Here is a 20,859-nt window from a genome sequence, read left to right on the forward strand (position 1 = left end):
TTCATGAATATGATTGATTTGAATTGTGATATGGGAGAGAGTTTCGGAGCCTATACCATTGGTAATGATGCTGAAATCCTCCCATATATTACAAGCGTGAATATTGCCTGTGGATTCCATGCTGGTGACCCTGGCACAATGAAAAGAACAGTCAAACTTGCACTTGAGAACCATGTGGGTGTTGGCGCCCATCCTGGTTTGCCAGATCTGGCTGGTTTCGGCCGAAGGAATATCGATATTTCTCCGCAAGATGCCTATGATATGGTGGTTTATCAGATCGGGGCTCTTAATGCTTTTGTAAAGGCAGAAGGAGGAAAAATTCAGCATATTAAACCACATGGTGCCCTTTATAATATGGCCGCAAAAAACACAGCATTATCAGAAGCAATTGCGGAAGCAGTCTATAAAGTGGACCCTGAAATGGTTTTATTCGGCTTATCAGGAGGAGAGTTAGTTAAGGCAGGGAAAAAGCTAGGGCTTATGACAGCAAATGAGGTGTTTGCTGATCGAACTTATCAAGATGATGGATCATTAACACCTCGATCTCATGAACATGCGCTTATACATAATAAAGAAAGTGCAGTAAATCATGTAATCGGAATGATAAAAAATCATACAGTCCAATCACTTCAAGGCAAAGTCATCCCTATTCAAGCAGACACGATTTGCATACATGGAGATGGGAAAAATGCCCTTGAATTTGCAAAATACATCCATATTGCTTTAAAAGAAGCTGGTATAAACATCAAAAGGTTTACTGACTTCTAGAATAAAATGAGGCCGCTGCAATGAAAATTGGCAGCGCCCTCATTTTTAGGAACTCTTCGATATCTCATTCATGATAATTTCTTGTTCAAGATGACTTGCCCGAATGCCAAAACTTGGTTTTATCATCTCGATTTTTTCATTAAGTAAAAGCTTGATGGCCAAATATGGGAAATTAACACCTGATAGACAGCTAATATGTAAACCTCCACTCATTCGCGGATTTAATTCAAGCAGTTTGGGAACCCCGTCATGAAATTTAACTTGAATGTTAAAGATAAAGGGAACCGGATATTCCTTGTAGATGTCTTCAGACATTTTAATTAGATCCTGATCCTCTATAAGTTCTCGGATTCTGCCCTCCCCCTTCATTCTTGGGATGACTGCATGTAAAGAACCATTTCCAGCCAGACAATCGATACTATATTCAGGACCATCTAAATATTCCATCACAAGCATATCTGGAAAACTTCCTTGTTGACTTAGAATTTCACGGATATACTTCACTGGAACCTTATAACTGGTTCCTTGATTCATAAGCTGTTCGATATGATCAATTTCATCCTTTAAAATTCGAAACCCGCTTGCCCCTTCTCCAATAACAGGCTTAATGCATACCTGATGACCTTTCCTTTTTAACCATTGATATGCTTCGTCAAACTGAGAAAGATTATTAACAACTTTGTAATCAGGTATGGGTACCAGTGATTTTCCTGCCGATTGTTTTTCTAAGATAGACTGATACATCCACGCTTTATTATCCATTAACTCCATTAACTCCGGATCTGGACAAACCAGTACTTTTACACCTATCTTTTCAAACTCTCTCAGGTTTTTTGATATTAAAACGTTTTCTTTTCTTGGGACAAAAATATCAATACCATGCTTTTTACAAAAATCCAAACAAAACTGAATATACTCCTCCCCATCCACCTCTGGTTCAGAAAAGGCAAAATCACAGTTTTGCAGGTACAATGCATCTTTATAAGAATGTGTTCCGTATATAATAAATTTTCGATTTTCTGGGTTATTTCTAATCATGTTAATGTAATGATAGACAGTTGTAAACCATCTGTTAAACCAAATTTTCATGATACTCCTCCTTATTCCGTATACCATTATAGGCAATTACTCATATTTTAATTCAAATTTTTAACAATTTACCATTTTGTCATACTTACACGTACAAACGTCCAGCTGAATAAACTGCCATAACGTTACCTATTGGAGCTGAGGTGAAAGATGAAGTTACCAACCGTTTTAGCTGGACCCATTCTTCGAAGAATAGACTCTAAACAAGTCTTTGTTTGGATTGCACTAAGCAAACCATATAATGTTGATGCTAATATATTCATGATAGAAGAAACATCTCAGAACACCTTGCAGTATCAATGCCTGAACGTTCAATCAAAAACAACAGAGATTGTGCTTGGGAAGAAGTTATATATATATTTAATCAAAATTGTTCCTAAAAATGGCTGTTTTCCTTCTGAAACACTTTTGGGGTACAATCTCCTATTTTCCAATGGTTCAGAACAGCTAGATCTAGGGAGCTTAGGGTTATTATCGGACTCCAACCGGTCTGGGATCGTTTATCCTCCATTAAAATATCCTGCGTTTGTCCTTAAACAGAATAATGAACCTTCATTTATGTTTGGTTCCTGTCGTAAATTACATGGAGAGGACGAAGATGCGTTAGCAAGCGGAGACCTTTACTTGTCTGAATCATGCTTGAATCTTAAAAACCGTCCTTCAGCTTTGTTTTTAGCAGGAGATCAGATCTATGCAGATGATGTAGCAGATGCTATCATACCTTTTATAAAGATCATGGAAAATGAGTTAATTGGGAGTACAGAAGATTTATCAGAAGTTGATGAAAATTTAAAGAAATTTCCATTTCACCAGGCTTATAAGCAAGTTCATGGCAGACAGTTTATCATTGAACATTTTTGTAAATTTACATCCACCAACGGGCATAACCACCTGCTTACATTCGGTGAGTTTGCCATCATGTATTTACTAACATTCAGCCCCGTATTATGGGATTTTGCAAAAGAAAATAAACTGTTTCCCTCCTTTAGCAAACTATTAGATAATGATCAATATTATTTTATTTTCGACCCTGACAACAGAGATGAATATGAAAAAGAACTAAAGAAACATGAAAGTAGGTTTGCAGAGGAAAAAGCTGAATTAAATCAATTTCATGAAAGTGTTGTGAAGGTGCAGAGATTGCTGGCAAATATCCCAACCTATATGATTTTTGATGACCATGATATAACAGATGATTGGAATTTGTCGAGAAGTTGGAAGGAAAGTGTATACCGTTCGCCTTTAGGAAGACATGTTATTGCTAATGGCCTTGGTGCCTACTGGATTTTTCAAGGGTGGGGAAATGATCCAGAGCACTTTGGTCCTTCTTTTATCAAGACCATAAGTAACTATTTAGAAGACCTTAATGTACATTCTCCGTCTTATCGTAAATGGCTGGATGTATTACTGAAGTATGGAAATTGGTCTTTTGTCACCGCTACTGAACCAAAAGCATTGTTCTTGGATACCAGAACAAATCGTGAATATGAAGCAATTCCGAAGCCCGCAGTTGTAGGAAAGACAATCAAAGAAGTTACAGTTGGTCCACAGCTGGTGAACAAAGAGGGTTTAGATATCGCCTCGTTACAATTGACTAAAAGCGGCTGGAAAGAAGGTGAGCCGCTAATGATTGTCTCACCTGCACCTCTTTATGGAATTGGATTAATTGAATTCTTTTTATACCAGTATGTTCTGCCTTTAAGAGCCCTTCGAATTCCTGTTCATACAGCTTTTGACCTAGAAGCGTGGAGATATAACGGAAGAGGATATCATGATTTCCATCTGTGGATTAAGAAACTTGAGCCCAGTCCATGCATCGTCTTGTCAGGTGATGCCCATATGGCCTCATGTGTTAGTACAACGATAGAGTACGATGACGGTCAAAAAAAAGAAATTCAGCAATTTACAAGCAGTCCTATGAAAAACAGAAGCTTTCCAAACCTAGCTGGATTTTTGCTGAATTCTGTACTACGAGTCAACATGATCACAAACGAAAAAAAAGTATTCCATCGGTATTGTAATCAAACATTTGATATGATCTACCAGCAACAAGAACCTCCTTCATATTTATGGAAGGAATATATTGAATATTTAAAGCTGGAAAATGGTTCTGTTGTCCAAACAGAAAATAACTTGGGTTTAATCACACCCCTCCAAAAAACGGCGAATCATACGTTGCTACAATACAAAAACAGACAACTTTATAAAAGAAATTTTAAGAATTAAAAAAATGACGTGAACACTCACGTCATTTTTCTCTATTCTCTAATTTGACCTTCACCGTAAATATAATATTTCGTCGATGTTAGTGCTTCTAATCCCATCGGTCCTCTTGCATGAAGTTTTTGTGTGCTGATTCCGATTTCAGCGCCATAGCCAAATTCGAAGCCATCTGTAAATCTCGTTGAAGCATTATGATAAACAGCAGCAGCATCCACCTTTGTTAAGAATGCATCTGCATTTTGTTCATTCATTGTGAGGATTGCTTCTGAATGATTTGTTCCATATTGATTAATATGGTCAATTGCTTCATTTACATCTTTAACTACTTTCACACTAATTTTCAAAGCGAGGTATTCCGTATACCAATCCTCTTCGGTAGCAGCCTTGGCATCCTGCAGGGCACTTGTTACTGCTTGATCCCCATATATTTCTACTCCTTTGCTTTGAAGAGCCTGTAATAATTCAACACCGTATTGCTTGAACCAATTTTCGTGAATCAATACCGTTTCGATCGCATTACAGACAGAAGGACGCTGTGTTTTTCCATTTATAACGATTCTTTCAGCCATTTTATATTGTGCCGTTTCATCGACAAAGATATGACAATTTCCCGCACCCGTTTCAAGTACCGGTACGCTTGATTCCCTAACAACAGTATCAATTAAGTTTTTCCCGCCGCGAGGAATTAAGACATCTAAGTATTCGTTTAAAGTAAATAGTTCTTTCGCAGTCTCTCTGCTTGTATCTTCAATCAACTGTACTGCATCCAGTGGAATTTTTGTATTTGCAAGTGCGGCATGAATACATTGAACAAGTGCTTTATTTGAATAATAAGCTGACGAACTCCCCCTCAACAAAACAGCATTTCCTGTTTTAAGTGAAAGGGTAGCTGCATCAATTGTAACATTTGGTCTCGCTTCATAAATCATTCCAACTACGCCAATTGGCACGCGCTTCTTTTTAATAAGCAGACCATTTTCCTTATTAATACTTTCGACAATTTCACCAATTGGATCTTTTAATTCTATCAGAAGGCAGATCGCTGCTGACATATCCTCAATTCTTTTCTCATTCAACATGATACGATCTAGTACAGAGTCAGATAAGCCTTTATTTTTCCCTTCAGTCAAATCTTTTTCATTTTCTGCTATTAATTGTGCTTTATCCTTTAGAAGCTGGTCAGCTACTCTTGCTAACGCTTCATTTTTCTCTTCGGTAGTAACTCCGACCAATAAACGGCTTGCAACTTTTGCTTTTTGACCTTTTAAAACAACCTCACTCATGCTTTTCCTCTCCCTTGTATTATATTTTTACCCATTTATCACGATGAATGACTTCAATAGTAGAAAAGACATTCTCGTTATTCAACTGTTCACTTCTTTTGCCCATCATTATTCTGATATCATCTGACGAGTAGAGAACCTCACCTTTACCTAGTAACCCTATTGGTCCATGAACCTCGACGACATCCCCTTTATCAAATACGCCCCCAATATCAATAATTCCTGCTGGCAGCAGACTGCTTCCCTTTGTTAGAAGTGCTGTTTCCGCGCCTTTATCTACATAAATTTGTCCAGAAACTGGTGAATGAAGCGAAATCCATTGCCTTTGGCTATTTACAGAAGGGAGAACTTCCTTTTCGATATAAGTTCCATCGCCATTTCCTTCTAGAATCTTAGTAAGCTTATCCTTCCCTTCTCCCCTTCCGATAAAAATCCGAACTCCTAAAGAAAGAGCTGTTTTCGCAGCAATAAGCTTTGACTTCATGCCACCTGTTCCAACATTGGAACCAGTACCCTCTGCAAATCCCATTAATTCATCTGTGATATCTGACAATGAATCAAAGCGAACTGCTTCCGGGTTCTCTCGAGGGTTAGAATCATACAGACCGTTAATATCAGTTAAGATAATAAGCTGATCCGCATGAAGCATTCCACTCACTAATGCAGAAAGCATATCATTATCTCCAAAGGTCAACTCCTCCACGGAAACGGTATCGTTTTCATTGATGATAGGCAGCAAGCCCCGTGACAGTAATTCCTGCAACGTTGAATAGGCATTTCGATAACGATCTTTTTTAGAAAAGTCATTTCTCGTTAACAATATTTGAGCTGGAATAATTCCGTATTGGCTAAACTCCTCCATATAAGATTGAATAAGCAAACTTTGACCCACTGCTGCAGCCGCTTGTTTGCCTTTTAATGTCACAGGACGAGCTGGATATCCTAACTTAGCAAAACCAGCTGCAACCGCTCCCGATGAAACTAATATAATCTCATGACCTGCTTCTCTGACCTCAGCAATGGCATCTACATGATCCCTTAGTTTGTTTTCATCAATTTCACCTTTATTATTCGTCAAAGAACTACTGCCAATTTTGACAACAATTCGTTTTTTCTCCATTTTATTTTCCCCCAGTAGACTGATTATGCAAAAGAATGAATTGTGAGCTGCTGATTTATACAAATAGCCCTTTTCATCCTATGAAAGGACGAAAAGGGCTTTAGCTTTCCGTGGTACCACCTTGCTTGAATGCTAATTCTCAGCATTCCACTCTTTGTCTGATAACGCTAAGACTTGCGCCTATGTTTGCATAGGACTAAGAAGGTAGGTTCTGCAAGTTTCCTGTGATGGAGTCTCTCAGCTTATAAACTCCACTCTCTGCCACTTTCCACAAGCGTACTAGTCCTTCTTTCACGTTCGATGATTTTAATATATTATGCCGATGTTTATGGAAGGTTGTCAAGATGATTAAGGAATTATTATCATAAAATTCTATTCATTTATTGACGAAGCCATTGATCAAAGAATTTTTTGTATCCATCCTTCATCACAGCACTAGAAAATTTTTCAAAGGCATATTGACGATTTTCCAAGGATACTTTCGCTTTTGCACCAGCTGCCATATTGACTAGCTCAAACCAATTCATTTCATTCCCTGAAAATGAATGAGTTGAGCTTAGATGGTCATAACAGGGATGTTCTGGCTTTACAACCAACTTCCCCATCGCGAGCGCTTCTGTTAATGGCATCGCAAATGTATCAAACTTAGAACAGCTCCAATACACTTTTGCTGAGTTCATTAATGAAAACACTTCATCCTGCTTTAAGGCAAATTTCAGTTTCACATTGCTGGGAACATCGTATTTTTTCATACTCTCCTTGTAACGTTCACCACCAAATACCATGAAAACTTCTTTATCAGGATTTTGTCTTGCATATTCAAGCACAAGATCAGGACGGCGATTTTCTTCATCCCTTCCGATCCAAAGAATTCGATTTTCAACAACCTGCATCGGATCAAAATATCTCTCTGCCAAACTCTCATTAAAGCCAATTGGGATAACTGTAACATCATGGACGCCAAAGTTTCTTCCCATTTCTCTTTTTAAAAATTCTGTTTGAACAATCGCTTTATCAACAATGGAATAAAAAGGTTTCATCATTTCATATCCTGTTAGAGCCGGGTCTGGAAAACTATGAGGAAAAAGCACACAATTTTTTATAAACATCTTTAAGAAGGTAAATCCTGACACTGTATAAATAACATGATCTATCTTTTCTGAATGTATTTGATCAAGGACGATATCATAATTGACCAAATCTCCTTTTTCATGTTCATATCCTTCCAGCCAATCATAACCGCTCACATGTCGCTCAGGAGAAATATAGACTATCTCCACTCCAAGCTCTCTTCCTATTTCTTTTAGACGATCGGCAAAAATCCTTGGCCCTTGTGCCTCTGTAAATTGAATTTTTCTCATGACCAAACCAACTTTTTTCATTCAGAAAACCACCTTTTATTCATTAAAGAACATTAGCTCCCTCTTTTATAGCACCCATTTATGTATAGCATGTGCAACACCGCTGTCTTTATTTGACAATGTTATCCAGTCTGCTGATCTCTTTAACTCGTCCTGCGCATTTTCCATTGCCACTCCTAATCCTGACTCTTTCACCATCGCAAGATCGTTAAGACTATCACCGCATGCCATTACCTGTTCCATTGTAATCCCCACCAATGAACATACCTTTTTAAGGCCTTCCGCCTTATTTACCCCCAAACAGTTCGCTTCGATATTTTTTGGACTTGAATTGCTAACTTCAATGCGTCCATTGGACTTTAATTCCTGTTCAATCATCATTCGAGTACTATCATCGTCAACATGAAAGCCGAACTTGAGCCATTCATGATCCCTGATACGTTTTGGAATCTCACCATGCCAAACTCTATTACAGCTTGTTGCCCAAAAGTTCGTCTTATGCTGTTGAGATAAATCCCACATCCATTCTATTAATTCCGGTTCCAAGAGCTTTCGATCGATAAGTTCCTCCTCACAGTTCCATATTTCACTCCCATTTACTGTCACCAAATAAGAGGTAAGCTCGAGTTCCTTCGCAATATCTCGGCTGGTACGAAAAGACCGGCCTGTACTCAATACAACATGTACTCCTTTTTCTTGCGCCAGCATAATCGCTTCTTTATTTTCCGATGAGATCTCATGTTTGTTATCAAGCAGCGTCCCATCCATATCCAAAGCTATCAATTTTATAGTAAGGTTTTCTCTATTAGACACTTAAACGTTTCCCCCTTTTTGAATTTTCTGTCCATCTCCTATAGAACAAGGGATTACAAACGAAAAAAACATTATCGGTGACATAAGCCCGATAATGTTCTCTTTATCACCGCCGCAATGTAAACTTAAGAGCATGTCTTTTAATCCTTGTTCCCAAACTTATATATCTTTAAATTTAGATAAATAGTTACTAGGAGACCTATGATAAAAATAAGGAACCCTGTGAATGAGGTTGGATAAAGCAATTCCCAAATTTCCAATGCTCCCACCTTCCTTTATTACAATTATAATATTGTTTACAGTGGCAGTACAATGAAAATTCAATAAATTGTAAATAATCCTTGTTGACATTATCACTATATTTTTGATATTAAAAAAGAAGCAGGATAAACCCTGCTCCAAAAGTTTCTTAGCAATCTTCACCTTTATTTTTATGTAATGGCGGCGGTACTAGCCAGCCTTTTTCTTTATTTAGGCGAAGAATCTTTGCACCTAGTGCTGCTTTTTGTGAATGCATCTGGCTGTACATCATCGCTAAGTCCTCGCGTATACATTCACCTATCATCTTGCTGCAAGCTACTAATCCAGCAGCAATCTCTGTTGACAAAGCTGCAGCAATCTCTTGGTCCTGGTAGCGAGCGCCTACAGGAATGTCATCAAGACACGCATTTGGTCTATCAGGTGGAGCTGGCGGAAGTCCTACTCCATTTTCTTTTAACACTTCTTCAAGTTGCTTTATTTCCTGCTTTCCCTGATCAATGGTTTCCTCTATAATCTTTTTTAAATCTACATCACCAGCATGGTTAAGTATCGTTTGATGTGACGCAAGTAATCCTTTAGCACCTAACAATGCTGCCCATGTGCCATACACTTCACCGTAGTGCATTGGTTCATCTTTTGGATTTCCACTTAGTATTCCCATCGTAAACCTCCTAAAGGCATTCATTCTTTGTGCCACCTTTCTTGTTTGCACATCGTTAGAATCCCCCTAATTGCGAACATTTACTAGTGGAATAAAAATCCCTGAATATCAACTGAAAATATTTAAAGCAGGGAACTTTATGGTAAAGGTTGTCCCAAGTCCTTCCGTGCTTTGAACCGACATCGTCCCCCCAAGATCTTTCACAATTCTTAAGCAAACCATTAGACCTAAGCCGGTTCCTTTTTCTTTTGTGGAATAAAAAGGAAGACCTAAATTATCAATTTGCTTTTGCTCCATCCCAACTCCATTATCGGTAATTGATACCACAACATCGTCATCCGTCTGCTTGATCGTAATAACAATCCTTCCATTATCACTTACCGCTTCAATTCCGTTTTTAATGAGATTAACAAATAATTGCTGTAGTCTCCCTGAATTACCCAATATATATGCTGGATTAGCTTGTTCAAAGCTTACTTCTACATTCTTTAAGTTAGTATAGGATGAAAGAGTGTTAATGGCTCGTTTGATTTCAAGCGTAACATCTACCTTATCATCATCACTTGAACTAGGGTCACGTCCCAATGATAAGTAATCACCAATAATGGAATTAGCTCGATCCAGCTCCTCTAAACAAATATGTATGTATTGTTTTTCTTCATCCGACAAATTTTTTGAATTTGATAATAACTGAATAAAACCTCTCACGCTCGTCATAGGATTTCGAATTTCATGGGCAACGCTCGCTGCCAGCTGTCCCACAACATTAAGTTTTTCCGTACGTTGAATATCTTGAAACAACTGAAGCTTTTCATTATGAGATTCAATTAAAAATACTACAAGCCAGGTAACAATCGCACTTTCGAGAATAAAGAACGAATAAGTGACCAGCTTTGTTGTAGAAAGCACCTGTCCTTGGAACAAAATGAAACCAACCACTATTAGTGAAACAGATGCTAAAGAAATAAATATAACAGAAAAAGCAATCTTTTTTCTCAGAACCCAATTCATATAAGCTTTCCTAAAAATCTGGATAATACCAGTAAATGCTATTAAGACAGTGAACGCAGTAATCATTCCCAGACCGCCTATACAAAAACGGACAATGATAAAGAATATTGTGACAAAGATACCTACCACATTTCCTCCGTACATAAAAGCGATGTACCAGGGCACCATTCTTAAATCGATAAAGATTCCTTCCCTTATATAGATCGGTACAGCAAGTGACAGACTCATGGTAATCGCACAAATGATACCTAAAGTCACTTTTTTCTTCCTTGTTGTTAAGGGTGTGTTAAACATCGTTAAGAATAACACAATTGGAAATAAAACCATTAATACCTGCAATAAAATATTCTCGTACTGAATTTCCATGATGCAAAGCCTCTCTAGTTTTTGTTTGACATTTTGACATATATAGAATTAATTCGACACATACTAGATTTTTCCTTTCTAATATAAGCAAAAAACTTTACAAAAAAGAGATAGCCTGCTATACAGCATGTAGTAGGCTATCATAACGCTATACTTCTCTAATTATTCTAGATATGTTAATGACAATGACTTTTAAAACCGAATAAGCTGGAATAACAAAAATCACCCCAAGAATACCGATGAAATTTGAAGCTGCTAAAATTAACACGATGATCGTTAACGGATGCAGATTTAAGGTTTTACCCATGATATTTGGAGAGATGATATTCCCCTCGATCTGCTGTGCCACCAACATAATGATTGCCACGTAAATAACCATAAAGGGATCTTGGAACAAGGCAACAAAAATAGCTGGTATAACAGCAATATAAGGTCCTAAAAACGGTATAACATTGGTCATCATTCCAAATAGCGCTAATACTAGGGAATAATTCAAGTCAATGATCAAGTAACCTATGTAAAGCAAAATTCCTACAATTACACTTACAAGCATTTGTCCTTGTATATACGCAGCAATCGTTTTATCCATTTCTTTAAGGATTTTTAAGATATCGTCTTTTTTGGATTTCGGAAAAAAGACAGTCACACTTTCCGCGAAACGATGGCCATCTTTTAACATATAAAAAAGGATAAATGGGACAAGAACTAGGAGGAAAATCGTGTTGATAAAACCACCTATGACTCCAAAAATCCCAAGAATGCTATCAGCAATGATATTGGCAATATTTCCCACATTATTTTGGATTCTTGATTCTATTTCTTCACTAGCCGTAAGAAATGCATCTTGGATAAAATCTGGGAACATGCTCCGGTTCTCTTGAACATATTTGATCCACTCTGTTATAGTGGAAATCATTGCAGGTAAGTTATTGATGAAATTTTCTAATTGAGTATTAATAATGGGACCTACAATACGGATCAGTCCATAGACAATTAAAATCATGGCTAAGTAGGCAGCAATGATTGCAATCCATCTGGGAACCTTATTTTTTTCAAGAATGCTGACTAGCGGTCTGCATAAATAATAAAGGATACCCGCTACGACGAATGGCAGGAAGATGGTCTGAACCAACACATACAGCGGGGTTAATAAAAATTCATTTAACCTTATGAGAAACACAATTACTAAAAATAAAATGATGGCAATCATTGTTTTAAACCATCTTTTTTCAAGCAATGACATCTATTTATTCACTTCCTAAAACTGACAACTTTATCTTCTTAATGAATATACCAATACTTTCTATGCAAATGCAATTATTTGTCCCTATATAGACGCTTTAAATGGCTTTCGCACAGCAAAAACGGATGGATGAACCATCCGTTTTATTAACATACAGGAGTTGAGTAATGTTGCCTCTATTATTCATAACTGTAATAACAAAAGCGTTTTTCTAGCACCGAGTATCTTGCTGTTATTTTACTTCCTCTCGTTGAGCACTCTTTGCTTCATCTATAAAGTTATGAATCTTTAATTTATCTTTCTTTCCATCTGTTTCAACACCGCTGCTCACATCAACCATAAACGGTTGGCTCATTCTAATTGCTTCTGTCACATTAGCTTCATTTAATCCACCCGCAAGAATAACCTTTTTTCCGTTTGTATTAAATTCTGCTAATAGACTCCAATCAAATTTCACTCCATTGCCTCCACGGTATTTTCCTTTTGGACTATCCAGCAGGACATACTCACAATCATATTCATGTATTTTTTCTAAATCATCACTGCTGCCAACACTTAACGCTTTTATGACTGGAATTGAAAAAGCTTCACAAGTTTCTGGCGGTTCATCTCCATGCAATTGAACGGCTGTAAGACCTGTATATTCTACAATCCTCTTAATATTTTCAACTTCTTCATTGACAAAAACGCCGACTTTTAAAATTTTGTCTGGAAGTTTGTCAATAATCTCTTTAGCGTCCTCTGGAGTAATCCTTCGTTTGCTTTCTGCAAACAAAAATCCTAATGCATCTGCACCTTGGCTGATAGCGTACAGAGCCGTCTCAACATCTTTGATGCCACATATCTTCACCTTCATTTATAAGACACCTCTATCAATGGAAGTTTCATTTCCTTCAATGCTGCCGCAGGGTCAACATGTCTCATGAAGGTTTCACCTACGAGAATTCCATTAGCGCCTGCCTTGACAACTCTTGCTACATCCTCTGGTGTCACCATGCCGCTTTCACTAATCAAGAAATGACCTTCTTTCTTAATCATTGGTGCAAGAGATTCTGTGACGGCAAGGTCCACTTCGAATGTTTTTAAGTCCCTGTTATTTACGCCAATCAGATGGTTCCCCGTTTTTAGCACTCTTTCAGCTTCTTCTTCATTATGAACTTCCATTAAGACCTCAAGGTCCCTTTCAAGAGCATATTGATAAAAGTCATGTAACTGTACATCACTTAATGCCGCCGCAATCAATAATATGATGTCCGCCCCTGCGTTTTTTGCACAATCAATTTGAATAGGATCGATAATAAAATCCTTACATAATATTGGTGCGCCAATCGATGACCTGACTGCTTTTAAATCTTCTAAACTTCCTTTAAAGAAGGGAGTATCTGTTAAAACAGAAACTGCATCTGCACCAGATTCCACATAAGTTCTCGTTTGAATTTTCGGATCGATTCCAGGGTTAATATCGCCTTTTGAAGGGGAAGCTCGCTTAAACTCGGCTATGATGGAGACATCCTTTGCTTTCTCTAAAATCGAGATAAATGATCGCTTTTCACTCCTATTATGACCATCAACAAGTTCCATTCCTTTTAATCGTTCTACTTCCTTCACTTTCTCAGCTATTATTTTATCTAATATCGTTCCCACTCAAATCACCTCTGCCTTATAAGCGTTGCTTTTTTCAATTAAAATTTCTAGTTTCTGCAATGCAGCACCAGAATCAATACTTTCCCTCGCCACTTTTACTCCTTCTTGAATCGTTGAAACTTTACCGTTTGCAAAGATACCAATTCCTGCATTTAATAGAACTGTATCTCGGCATGCTCCTTTTTCACCCTTTAGAACACGCAGCATGATATCTGCATTTTCAGGAGAATCCCCGCCTCTTATTTGATTAAGTTCATAAACTGGGAGCCCAACATCATCAGGAGTAATTGTTAAGTTTCTAATTTCTCCATTTTCCAGTATGGATAAGTGGTTTTCACCCGCCAGTGAAGCTTCATCCGCAAACCCTGCTCCATTTAAAACAACTGCTCTTTTCCGACCCAAATTTTTCAATACTTCTGCCAATACATTTAACAAGTCCCTTCGATATATTCCCAATAACTGTGACTCTAATTCTACCGGATTTGTTAGCGGGCCTATTAGATTAAAAATAGTAGGAATTCGCAAATCTTGGCGGACTTTCACAATCCGTTTTGTTTTAGGATGAACATGCGGCGCAAAAAGAAATGAGATCCCGACTTCTTGGATGAGTTCTTCTGACACTTCAGGAGGCAGGTTTAGGTTTACCCCTAAGTATTCAAGAACATCTGCACTACCTGTTTTACTAGAAACACTTCGGCTTCCATGCTTTGCGACTGGTATTCCCGCAGCTGCTAATACAAAAGCAGAAGTTGTACTAATATTGAAGGTTTTAAGGCCGTCACCGCCTGTTCCGCAATTATCCATCACGTTTGGAATCTTTGTATTAAATCTCAAAGCCTTCTCTCTCATTGCCTTTACCAATCCAACAATCTCATCAATGGTTTCACCTTTAGTTTTTAAACCGATCAGAAATGCGGCAATTTCACTATCTGTCGTTTCTTGTGAGAATAACTGTTCCATCGCTTCTTGCATTTCTACTTCGGTAAATGATTCACGGTCAGTTAATCGTTGTAGATAAGTTTTCATCTTGATTCTCCCCCTTCAGCACTTTCAAGAAATTTTCTAGTAACTGTTTCCCTGTTGCTGTTCCCACCGATTCTGGATGAAATTGCATTCCGTATAACGGATATTCCTCATGCTTTAGAGCCATAATTTCTTGGTCATCTATGGATTGTGCAAGAACCTTAAAAGCTTCAGGCAATGTCCCTTTTTCAATGACTAATGAGTGATAACGCATGACCTCAATATTCTGTTCCAACGATTGAAACAAATGGTCTTCTGTATGTGACAATGCAGATACCTTCCCATGCATAATTTTTTCTGCTTTAACTACATTTGCCCCGAAAGCATAACCGATTGCCTGATGTCCCAAACATATTCCAAGAATTGGGACACGCTTGTATAACTTATTTATAACTTCTACACATATCCCGGCATTTTCAGGTCTTCCTGGTCCTGGTGATAAAACAATTGCTTCTGGATTCATCTCTTCAATGTCCGATATTGTCAGTTGATCGTTTCTTTTTACTATTAGGTTTGCTCCTAATTCACCTAAATACTGGTACAAGTTAAAGGTAAAAGAATCGTAATTATCAATTAGTAAGATCATTTATCTTCCTCCAAAAACGCACGTAATTTATGAATGGTTTCCTCAAACTCTGTTTCGGGAACAGAATCATACACAATTCCAGCACCTGCTTGAATAAATACTTCGTTGTCTTTTATCAATGCCGTTCGAATTGCTAAAGCAAAATCCATGTTTCCGTTTGCTGAAAGATAGCCCACCGCACCGGAATAAACCCCTCGCTTTACTTCTTCTAGTTCATTGATGATTTCCATAGCGCGGATTTTAGGTGCACCAGAAACCGTCCCAGCAGGGAGACATGCAATTAAGGCATCTATTGGTTTATAGTTATTTGTCAACTGTCCGCTTACCTCTGAAACAATATGCATGACGTGTTTGTACTTTTCAATTTTCATATATTTATCAACATTGACCGAACCATACTCACTGACTCTTCCTACATCGTTACGTCCAAGATCTACAAGCATTTTATGTTCTGCTAGTTCTTTCTCATCTGCAAGAAGCTCTTCCTCAAGCTGTTGATCCTCATCCGGTGTTTTCCCTCTAGGTCTTGTTCCTGCAATGGGGTTCGTAATGACTTTATTGTTTTCAGCCTTAATTAAACTTTCAGGTGACGCTCCAGCTACGATATAATCTTCAAAGTCAAAGTAGTACATATAGGGAGATGGGTTGTGAACACGAAGCTTTCGATAAAAGGAGAAAGGGTCACCTTCAATGCTAGCTTTCATTCTTTGCGATAATACAACTTGGAAGATGTCTCCTTCTACGATATACTCTTTTGCCTTTTTAACCATTTCTATAAATCTCTCTTTTGTTATCGAGGATTTATACTGGGAAATCTGCACGGATTGAAGTTCTCCATCATGGCCCCTTTGAATGTCTTCTCTCATTTTTAACAGGCGAGCTCTTAATTTCTTTTCATCCGTATTTTCAAGTAATGGCGTTCCCACTAAGTACACCTTCTGCTTTAAGTGGTCAAATACAACTGCCTCTTCAAACATCATGAAATGAACATCCGGTACATTGAGTTCATCCTTTGGGACTTCTCCAATGTTCTCATAGTGGCGAACCACGTCATATCCAACAAATCCTACAGCACCACCAATAAATGGAACAGGGTGGTCATCTATTTTAATCTCATTTGGCATTAAGCCTTTAATCGCTTCTAACGGTTTTTCCTGTAATACAGTTTCAACATTTTCTTGTACAAGAACAGATTTATCTTTGAATCCTTTAAGTTCAAGTGCAGGTGATGCACCAATGAAAGAGAATCTTCCTGAGTCCTCATGTTTTAGAGAACTTTCCAACAGAAATTTTTTCCTGCCTGATAACCTTTGATAAATAGATATAGGGGTTAATGTATCTCCTTGAATCTCTTCTATTACGATATCTCTTTTTTCTAAAATCTTTGTCATGAATCGTGTCTCCCTTCTTTTGACAAATAAAAAAGTCCTCTACATACACAAATTATTTTGTGCATATAGAGGACGATACGTTTGACCGCGGTGCCACCTCGGGTTGAAACAGACATGCTGCTTCCACTTATGGGTATTAACAAGAACCCAGCACAAAGACTGCTGGTCACTCTCCGCCAAATTTATGACGTATTCTTATACCCTTTCCTTTTAACGGCGGAAACCCGTGTACCCCTACTAATCGTTCAGGGTCCCTCTCGTAAGTCCATTCAATCGAATCGTTCATACCGGTTTACACCAATCCCGGCTCTCTGTAATGAACCTATCCAATTTACTATTCTTACTCATCGATTTGACTATTTAATTAAAATACAAAAAGGGCTTCCCATCCAAAAAGGACGAGAAACCCGTGGTGCCACCTTCATTAGCTAAACTTTAGCTCACTTTAAAGCATCATAGTACAATGTACTATAATACCCGTCTCTTATAACGATGAGACTGTTCGCCAAAGCCTACTTCTTCAAAAATCCGGTTCGGTTTGGAGGCTCTAAAGTCCATTCACTAAAACATCCACACTGATTTCCACCAACCATCAGCTCTCTATCGTTTCCGTTTCAGTTACTACTCTTCGTCATTGCCATGCCTTATATTGTTAATAATATTAAAATGAATTTTTAAAAAAGTCAATAACCTTTATTAAATTATTTTTCACTTTTACTTCATAACCATAATTAATATACGTTTCTTATCATTGCTTTATTCAATATCATTTTCATTGTGTTTAAATTTTATTTTTATACCGAAAAAAGGATTCCATAAAAAGTTAGCCCCTTTTTCAATTAGTTTTTCTATTTAAGACAAATATTAAAGTTATGAAACGAAAAAATTGAAAATAGAAAAGGCGGGGCAAAGATGGATTTTATTGAGAATTCTCTATTGCTTAAAGAGAAAAAGTCCTCAAAGACAAGCTCAAAGGAGAAAGAAAAACAACCTAACAGAGGGGCCATTCTAGCTATATCATCCATCCCACTCGTAATGACATTAGGTAATTCAATGCTGATTCCTGTATTGCCTGTTATGGAGGATAGAATTAATATATCCCCTTTTCAATCCAGTATGGTGATCACGGTTTATTCAATAGTTGCTATTATCCTCATCCCCCTTGCAGGCTTTTTATCTGATCATATCGGCAGAAAGAAAGTGATTATTCCAAGCTTAATTATTACAGCTGTCGGCGGGTTCCTTTCAGGGTGGGCAGCCTGGCGTATGGAAGACCCTTATACACTAATATTGATCGGGCGTGCACTCCAGGGTGTTGGAGCTGCGGGGGCTTTCCCAATCGTTATGCCCCTAGTTGGAGATCTTTTTAAGGATGAAGAAAAGGTAAGCAGCTCCTTAGGTGCGATTGAAACTGCCAACACATTTGGCAAGGTAATAAGCCCCATATTGGGCGCCTTTTTGGCTGGGATAGTCTGGTTTATACCCTTTTTCTCGATACCGATCTTCTGCGCTATTTCGATTTTACTAATGGCGTTTCTTGTTAAAAGGGGAAATACCGAGTACGAACCGATTCCATTTAGAACTTTTATTAAAAAAATCAAAGAGATCTTTAAAAATGAGGGCAGATGGTTGATTTCAGTATTTATTATTGGAATCATTCTGTTTTTTGTACTTTTTGGCGTTTTAGTTTATTTATCAGATATCCTTGAACGAACCTACCATTTTAAGGATGTTAAAAAAGGACTGGTACTCGCAATACCGTTAGTTGCTCTTTGTTTGTCCTCTTTTATTACAGGGAAAGTGATCAAGAAAAATAAAGTACTGATGAAATGGATCACTTTTGGCGGTTCCGTCCTGCTTGCTCTTTCTATTACAGCTTTAAGCTTTTTCGATGGTCTATGGATTCTCATATCGCTGTTTGTTCTAAGCGGAATTGGAATTGGGGCAAGTTTGCCTTGCTTGGATACCCTCATTACTGACGGAATTGAAAAGGAACAACGCGGGACGATCACATCGATCTACAATGCCATGAGGTTTATAGGCGTTGCAGCGGGACCTCCTGCAATAGCACTGTTATTGAAATATTATTTAGAAGGAAGTCTATTCTTCATTTTAGGAGGCATCAGTCTCTTAGCAGCTTTGTTGACCTTTATGGCAATCAAACCTGAGAAAACTGGATAACAAAAAAACGTCACATTGTCTTTCAAATGTGGCGTTTTTTATTAGGATTAAATAGTTGTTTTGATAAACCCGGTTATAAGCTGATTAAAGATCTGCCATTTCTTAGTCGGCAATTGGTGTGAAACCTTTTTAACGATAGCAGACTGAAAATTTATGTGCTTTTTATAGCATCTTAAGTGCTGGTTAACTAAATCTCTTGTACCATACATTAAATATAATGGAGCTTTTAATTGATTGAGACGATCGACACATGAATAATGCAGTGATTCTTCATAAAACCGATACCATGTATGGCGGTCAGCTTTTAACATATGACTGAAAATGTCCTTTTGTAATTGTTTGTTTTTAGTATGACTGTCAGATATGATCTTGGCCAAAAACTCTGGGAAATGTTTTACAAAATACATCCCAAGCAAATGTTCATATTGAAATGCTTTTGACTTAACTTCTGGATAACCGCCAGCAAGTATTACTGCTATAGATCTTTCAGGAAAAGATAGAGCAAATTCCTGAGCCACAAGGCCTCCTGAAGAGTAGCCGCATAAAACCGCTTTGTCTATATTTAACTGATCCATAAGTGTTACTATCTCAGCTGCATAACCAAATATCGATACCTCTTTTGGGTTACCAACAGTGTCGCCATGCCCGCTTAAATCCGGGAAAATAACTCTAAAATGATCAGCTAGGTTTGTCTGATAGAAGAAAACTTTCCTTCCCATTGCAGGTGGATGGATAAAAATAATCGGAATCCCTTTCCCAAGATCATCATAATAAATCTTAATCCCCTTCACGTTACTAACTGGCATGTTCATACCTCCTTTCCACCTAGAAGGAACCTTAACATTAATATGATGTTACCTGTTACTAATCATTAATGTTAAATTAATGAAGTTTTCGTGAACTTAAAGGAGTTAGAAGTTTTTATTTTGAATATAAAAAGAGAGGGAAAACCTCATTTTAAAAAAGGAGAGGAATACGAATGGCAAAGAACGTTTTGATCATTGCTGGTGATGCTGTAGAGGCCTTGGAAATTTACTACCCTTATTATCGATGTATTGAGGAGGGTTATGATGTAAAAATTGCTGCACCTTCAAAAAAGAAACTGCAAACGGTTGTTCATGATTTTATCGGCTGGGATACTTATACTGAAAGTAAAGGATACTTAATTGATTCACATCTTTCATTTGAAGAAGTTAATCCCGAGGATTATGACGGACTTATCATCCCTGGTGGAAGAGCCCCAGAATATATACGTTTAAATGAAAATGTACCAAAAATTGTATCTCATTTCTTTGAAGAGAATAAACCAGTTGCTGCTATTTGTCATGCTGCTCTTATTTTGACCACTGTTAAAGAATATTTGAAGGATAGAGAATTAACTGCATATATAGCTTGTAAACCTGATGTTGAGGCATGTGGTGCAACTTATATTGAAAATACATTGCATGTTGAAAGAAATCTTGTATCTGGACACGCTTGGCCTGATCTGCCAGGCTTTATGCGTGAATTTGTTCAAAAAATGAACCAATAACACTCATCGCAAAAGCATGCGGTTGCTCATTGCCGCATGCTTTTTTAGATTTTCATTATTCGAATAGAATCGCTTATTCGCTCTGTTGCGTAGTATTAAAAAAGTCCCTAACCTTCTTTTCCGGATGCTCTTCATCCTGATTGAGCTTTCCCATTTCTCCATCAGATTCATAACTAAGCTGAAATGACTTATCTTCTTTAGCTTTCTTCATGCTGATCCCCCCTTTTTTACATTAGGATACCCTATTTATGGAAAGCAATATTAATACAATTTTTTCATTTTTACTACGCATCCTCTCAAAAAC

General features: G+C 37.6%; 19 protein-coding genes and 2 other annotated features. Of the genes, 4 read left to right on the forward strand and 15 right to left on the reverse strand.

Annotation, left to right across the window (positions count from 1 at the left end; genetic code table 11):
- The first annotated feature begins 3 nt into the window (after positions 1–3).
- On the forward strand, positions 4–768 hold the full coding sequence (locus CZ487_RS17545) for a LamB/YcsF family protein (RefSeq protein ID WP_077213563.1): 765 nt from the start codon (positions 4–6) through the stop codon (positions 766–768).
- A gap of 45 nt (positions 769–813) precedes the next feature.
- Here CZ487_RS17545 and CZ487_RS17550 read toward each other — a convergent pair whose 3' ends face one another.
- A complete protein-coding gene (locus CZ487_RS17550) occupies positions 814–1,857 on the reverse strand; it encodes an ATP-grasp domain-containing protein (protein WP_077213564.1) in 1,044 nt (347 codons plus the stop codon).
- Positions 1,858–2,007: 150 nt separating this feature from the next.
- Here CZ487_RS17550 and CZ487_RS17555 point away from each other — a divergent pair, with 150 nt between their 5' ends.
- Complete coding sequence (locus CZ487_RS17555) at positions 2,008–4,083, forward strand: metallophosphoesterase family protein (RefSeq protein ID WP_077213565.1); 2,076 nt, start codon at positions 2,008–2,010, stop codon at positions 4,081–4,083.
- A gap of 32 nt (positions 4,084–4,115) precedes the next feature.
- Here the strand turns inward: CZ487_RS17555 and CZ487_RS17560 are convergent, their stop codons facing one another.
- From CZ487_RS17560 to trpE, 12 genes are all read right to left on the reverse strand, one after another.
- Positions 4,116–5,363, reverse strand: a complete 1,248-nt coding sequence (locus CZ487_RS17560) for a glutamate-5-semialdehyde dehydrogenase (protein ID WP_077213566.1) — start codon at positions 5,361–5,363, stop codon at positions 4,116–4,118.
- Between the two features lie 19 nt (positions 5,364–5,382).
- On the reverse strand, positions 5,383–6,483 hold the full coding sequence (gene proB, locus CZ487_RS17565) for a glutamate 5-kinase (protein ID WP_077213567.1): 1,101 nt from the start codon (positions 6,481–6,483) through the stop codon (positions 5,383–5,385).
- 380 nt (positions 6,484–6,863) lie between these two features.
- Positions 6,864–7,865 carry a glycosyltransferase gene (locus CZ487_RS17570; RefSeq protein ID WP_077213568.1) on the reverse strand — a complete coding sequence of 334 codons (1,002 nt, stop codon included), beginning with the start codon at positions 7,863–7,865 and terminating at the stop codon, positions 6,864–6,866.
- A 45-nt stretch (positions 7,866–7,910) separates the two neighbouring features.
- A complete protein-coding gene (locus tag CZ487_RS17575) occupies positions 7,911–8,657 on the reverse strand; it encodes a Cof-type HAD-IIB family hydrolase (protein WP_077213569.1) in 747 nt (248 codons plus the stop codon).
- Between the two features lie 409 nt (positions 8,658–9,066).
- Positions 9,067–9,579 (reverse strand): DUF3231 family protein, encoded by a 513-nt coding sequence (locus CZ487_RS17580; RefSeq protein ID WP_077213570.1) that lies wholly within the window; start codon positions 9,577–9,579, stop codon positions 9,067–9,069.
- 108 nt (positions 9,580–9,687) lie between these two features.
- Positions 9,688–10,956, reverse strand: a complete 1,269-nt coding sequence (locus CZ487_RS17585; protein WP_077213571.1) for an ATP-binding protein — start codon at positions 10,954–10,956, stop codon at positions 9,688–9,690.
- A 148-nt stretch (positions 10,957–11,104) separates the two neighbouring features.
- Positions 11,105–12,199: an AI-2E family transporter gene (locus CZ487_RS17590; RefSeq protein WP_077213572.1), complete on the reverse strand. Its 1,095-nt coding sequence runs from the start codon at positions 12,197–12,199 to the stop codon at positions 11,105–11,107.
- 232 nt (positions 12,200–12,431) lie between these two features.
- Positions 12,432–13,055 carry a phosphoribosylanthranilate isomerase gene (locus CZ487_RS17595; RefSeq protein WP_077213573.1) on the reverse strand — a complete coding sequence of 208 codons (624 nt, stop codon included), beginning with the start codon at positions 13,053–13,055 and terminating at the stop codon, positions 12,432–12,434.
- Positions 13,052–13,843 carry an indole-3-glycerol phosphate synthase TrpC gene (trpC, locus tag CZ487_RS17600; RefSeq protein WP_077213574.1) on the reverse strand — a complete coding sequence of 264 codons (792 nt, stop codon included), beginning with the start codon at positions 13,841–13,843 and terminating at the stop codon, positions 13,052–13,054. Before trpC ends, CZ487_RS17595 begins: the two co-directional genes overlap by 4 nt.
- Positions 13,844–14,869, reverse strand: a complete 1,026-nt coding sequence (gene trpD, locus CZ487_RS17605; RefSeq protein WP_077213575.1) for an anthranilate phosphoribosyltransferase — start codon at positions 14,867–14,869, stop codon at positions 13,844–13,846.
- On the reverse strand, positions 14,841–15,452 hold the full coding sequence (locus CZ487_RS17610) for an anthranilate synthase component II (RefSeq protein ID WP_077213576.1): 612 nt from the start codon (positions 15,450–15,452) through the stop codon (positions 14,841–14,843). The genes trpD and CZ487_RS17610 overlap by 29 nt, the downstream gene beginning before the upstream one ends.
- The gene (trpE, locus tag CZ487_RS17615; protein ID WP_077213577.1) at positions 15,449–16,843 is read right to left on the reverse strand and encodes an anthranilate synthase component I; all 1,395 of its coding nucleotides are present in this window, start codon (positions 16,841–16,843) and stop codon (positions 15,449–15,451) included. Before trpE ends, CZ487_RS17610 begins: the two co-directional genes overlap by 4 nt.
- A gap of 65 nt (positions 16,844–16,908) precedes the next feature.
- Positions 16,909–17,200, reverse strand: a binding site (T-box leader).
- A gap of 34 nt (positions 17,201–17,234) precedes the next feature.
- Positions 17,235–17,487: a binding site (T-box leader), on the reverse strand.
- Between the two features lie 268 nt (positions 17,488–17,755).
- Between trpE and CZ487_RS17625 the strand changes: the two genes are divergently transcribed.
- The gene (locus CZ487_RS17625) at positions 17,756–19,024 is read left to right on the forward strand and encodes an MFS transporter (protein ID WP_077213579.1); all 1,269 of its coding nucleotides are present in this window, start codon (positions 17,756–17,758) and stop codon (positions 19,022–19,024) included.
- Between the two features lie 47 nt (positions 19,025–19,071).
- Here the strand turns inward: CZ487_RS17625 and CZ487_RS17630 are convergent, their stop codons facing one another.
- Positions 19,072–19,830, reverse strand: a complete 759-nt coding sequence (locus CZ487_RS17630) for an alpha/beta fold hydrolase (protein WP_077213580.1) — start codon at positions 19,828–19,830, stop codon at positions 19,072–19,074.
- Between the two features lie 173 nt (positions 19,831–20,003).
- Between CZ487_RS17630 and CZ487_RS17635 the strand changes: the two genes are divergently transcribed.
- Complete coding sequence (locus tag CZ487_RS17635; protein WP_077213581.1) at positions 20,004–20,555, forward strand: DJ-1/PfpI family protein; 552 nt, start codon at positions 20,004–20,006, stop codon at positions 20,553–20,555.
- Positions 20,556–20,628: 73 nt separating this feature from the next.
- On the opposite strand, the gene CZ487_RS27260 is transcribed toward CZ487_RS17635, so the two are convergent.
- Positions 20,629–20,766: a hypothetical protein gene (locus CZ487_RS27260; protein WP_202617851.1), complete on the reverse strand. Its 138-nt coding sequence runs from the start codon at positions 20,764–20,766 to the stop codon at positions 20,629–20,631.
- Positions 20,767–20,859: the final 93 nt, after the last annotated feature.

The sequence above is a fragment of the Robertmurraya dakarensis genome (assembly GCF_900156875.1).
Classification (GTDB): domain Bacteria; phylum Bacillota; class Bacilli; order Bacillales; family Cytobacillaceae; genus Robertmurraya; species Robertmurraya dakarensis.

Bases quoted from the DNA above. Each gene is read 5' to 3' on its own strand.
- CZ487_RS17570 (WP_077213568.1), bottom strand. From the start codon at position 7,865: ATGAAAAAAGTTGGTTTGGTCATGAGAAAAATTCAATTTACAGAGGCA.
- CZ487_RS17610 (WP_077213576.1), bottom strand. From the start codon at position 15,452: ATGATCTTACTAATTGATAATTACGATTCTTTTACCTTTAACTTGTAC.
- CZ487_RS17580 (WP_077213570.1), bottom strand. From the start codon at position 9,579: ATGGGAATACTAAGTGGAAATCCAAAAGATGAACCAATGCACTACGGT.
- CZ487_RS17635 (WP_077213581.1), top strand. From the start codon at position 20,004: ATGGCAAAGAACGTTTTGATCATTGCTGGTGATGCTGTAGAGGCCTTG.
- trpD (WP_077213575.1), bottom strand. From the start codon at position 14,869: ATGAAAACTTATCTACAACGATTAACTGACCGTGAATCATTTACCGAA.
- CZ487_RS17625 (WP_077213579.1), top strand. From the start codon at position 17,756: ATGGATTTTATTGAGAATTCTCTATTGCTTAAAGAGAAAAAGTCCTCA.
- CZ487_RS17555 (WP_077213565.1), top strand. From the start codon at position 2,008: ATGAAGTTACCAACCGTTTTAGCTGGACCCATTCTTCGAAGAATAGAC.
- CZ487_RS17560 (WP_077213566.1), bottom strand. From the start codon at position 5,363: ATGAGTGAGGTTGTTTTAAAAGGTCAAAAAGCAAAAGTTGCAAGCCGT.
- CZ487_RS27260 (WP_202617851.1), bottom strand. From the start codon at position 20,766: ATGAAGAAAGCTAAAGAAGATAAGTCATTTCAGCTTAGTTATGAATCT.
- CZ487_RS17585 (WP_077213571.1), bottom strand. From the start codon at position 10,956: ATGGAAATTCAGTACGAGAATATTTTATTGCAGGTATTAATGGTTTTA.
- CZ487_RS17545 (WP_077213563.1), top strand. From the start codon at position 4: ATGAATATGATTGATTTGAATTGTGATATGGGAGAGAGTTTCGGAGCC.
- CZ487_RS17595 (WP_077213573.1), bottom strand. From the start codon at position 13,055: ATGAAGGTGAAGATATGTGGCATCAAAGATGTTGAGACGGCTCTGTAC.
- proB (WP_077213567.1), bottom strand. From the start codon at position 6,483: ATGGAGAAAAAACGAATTGTTGTCAAAATTGGCAGTAGTTCTTTGACG.
- trpE (WP_077213577.1), bottom strand. From the start codon at position 16,843: ATGACAAAGATTTTAGAAAAAAGAGATATCGTAATAGAAGAGATTCAA.
- CZ487_RS17590 (WP_077213572.1), bottom strand. From the start codon at position 12,199: ATGTCATTGCTTGAAAAAAGATGGTTTAAAACAATGATTGCCATCATT.
- CZ487_RS17550 (WP_077213564.1), bottom strand. From the start codon at position 1,857: ATGAAAATTTGGTTTAACAGATGGTTTACAACTGTCTATCATTACATT.
- CZ487_RS17630 (WP_077213580.1), bottom strand. From the start codon at position 19,830: ATGCCAGTTAGTAACGTGAAGGGGATTAAGATTTATTATGATGATCTT.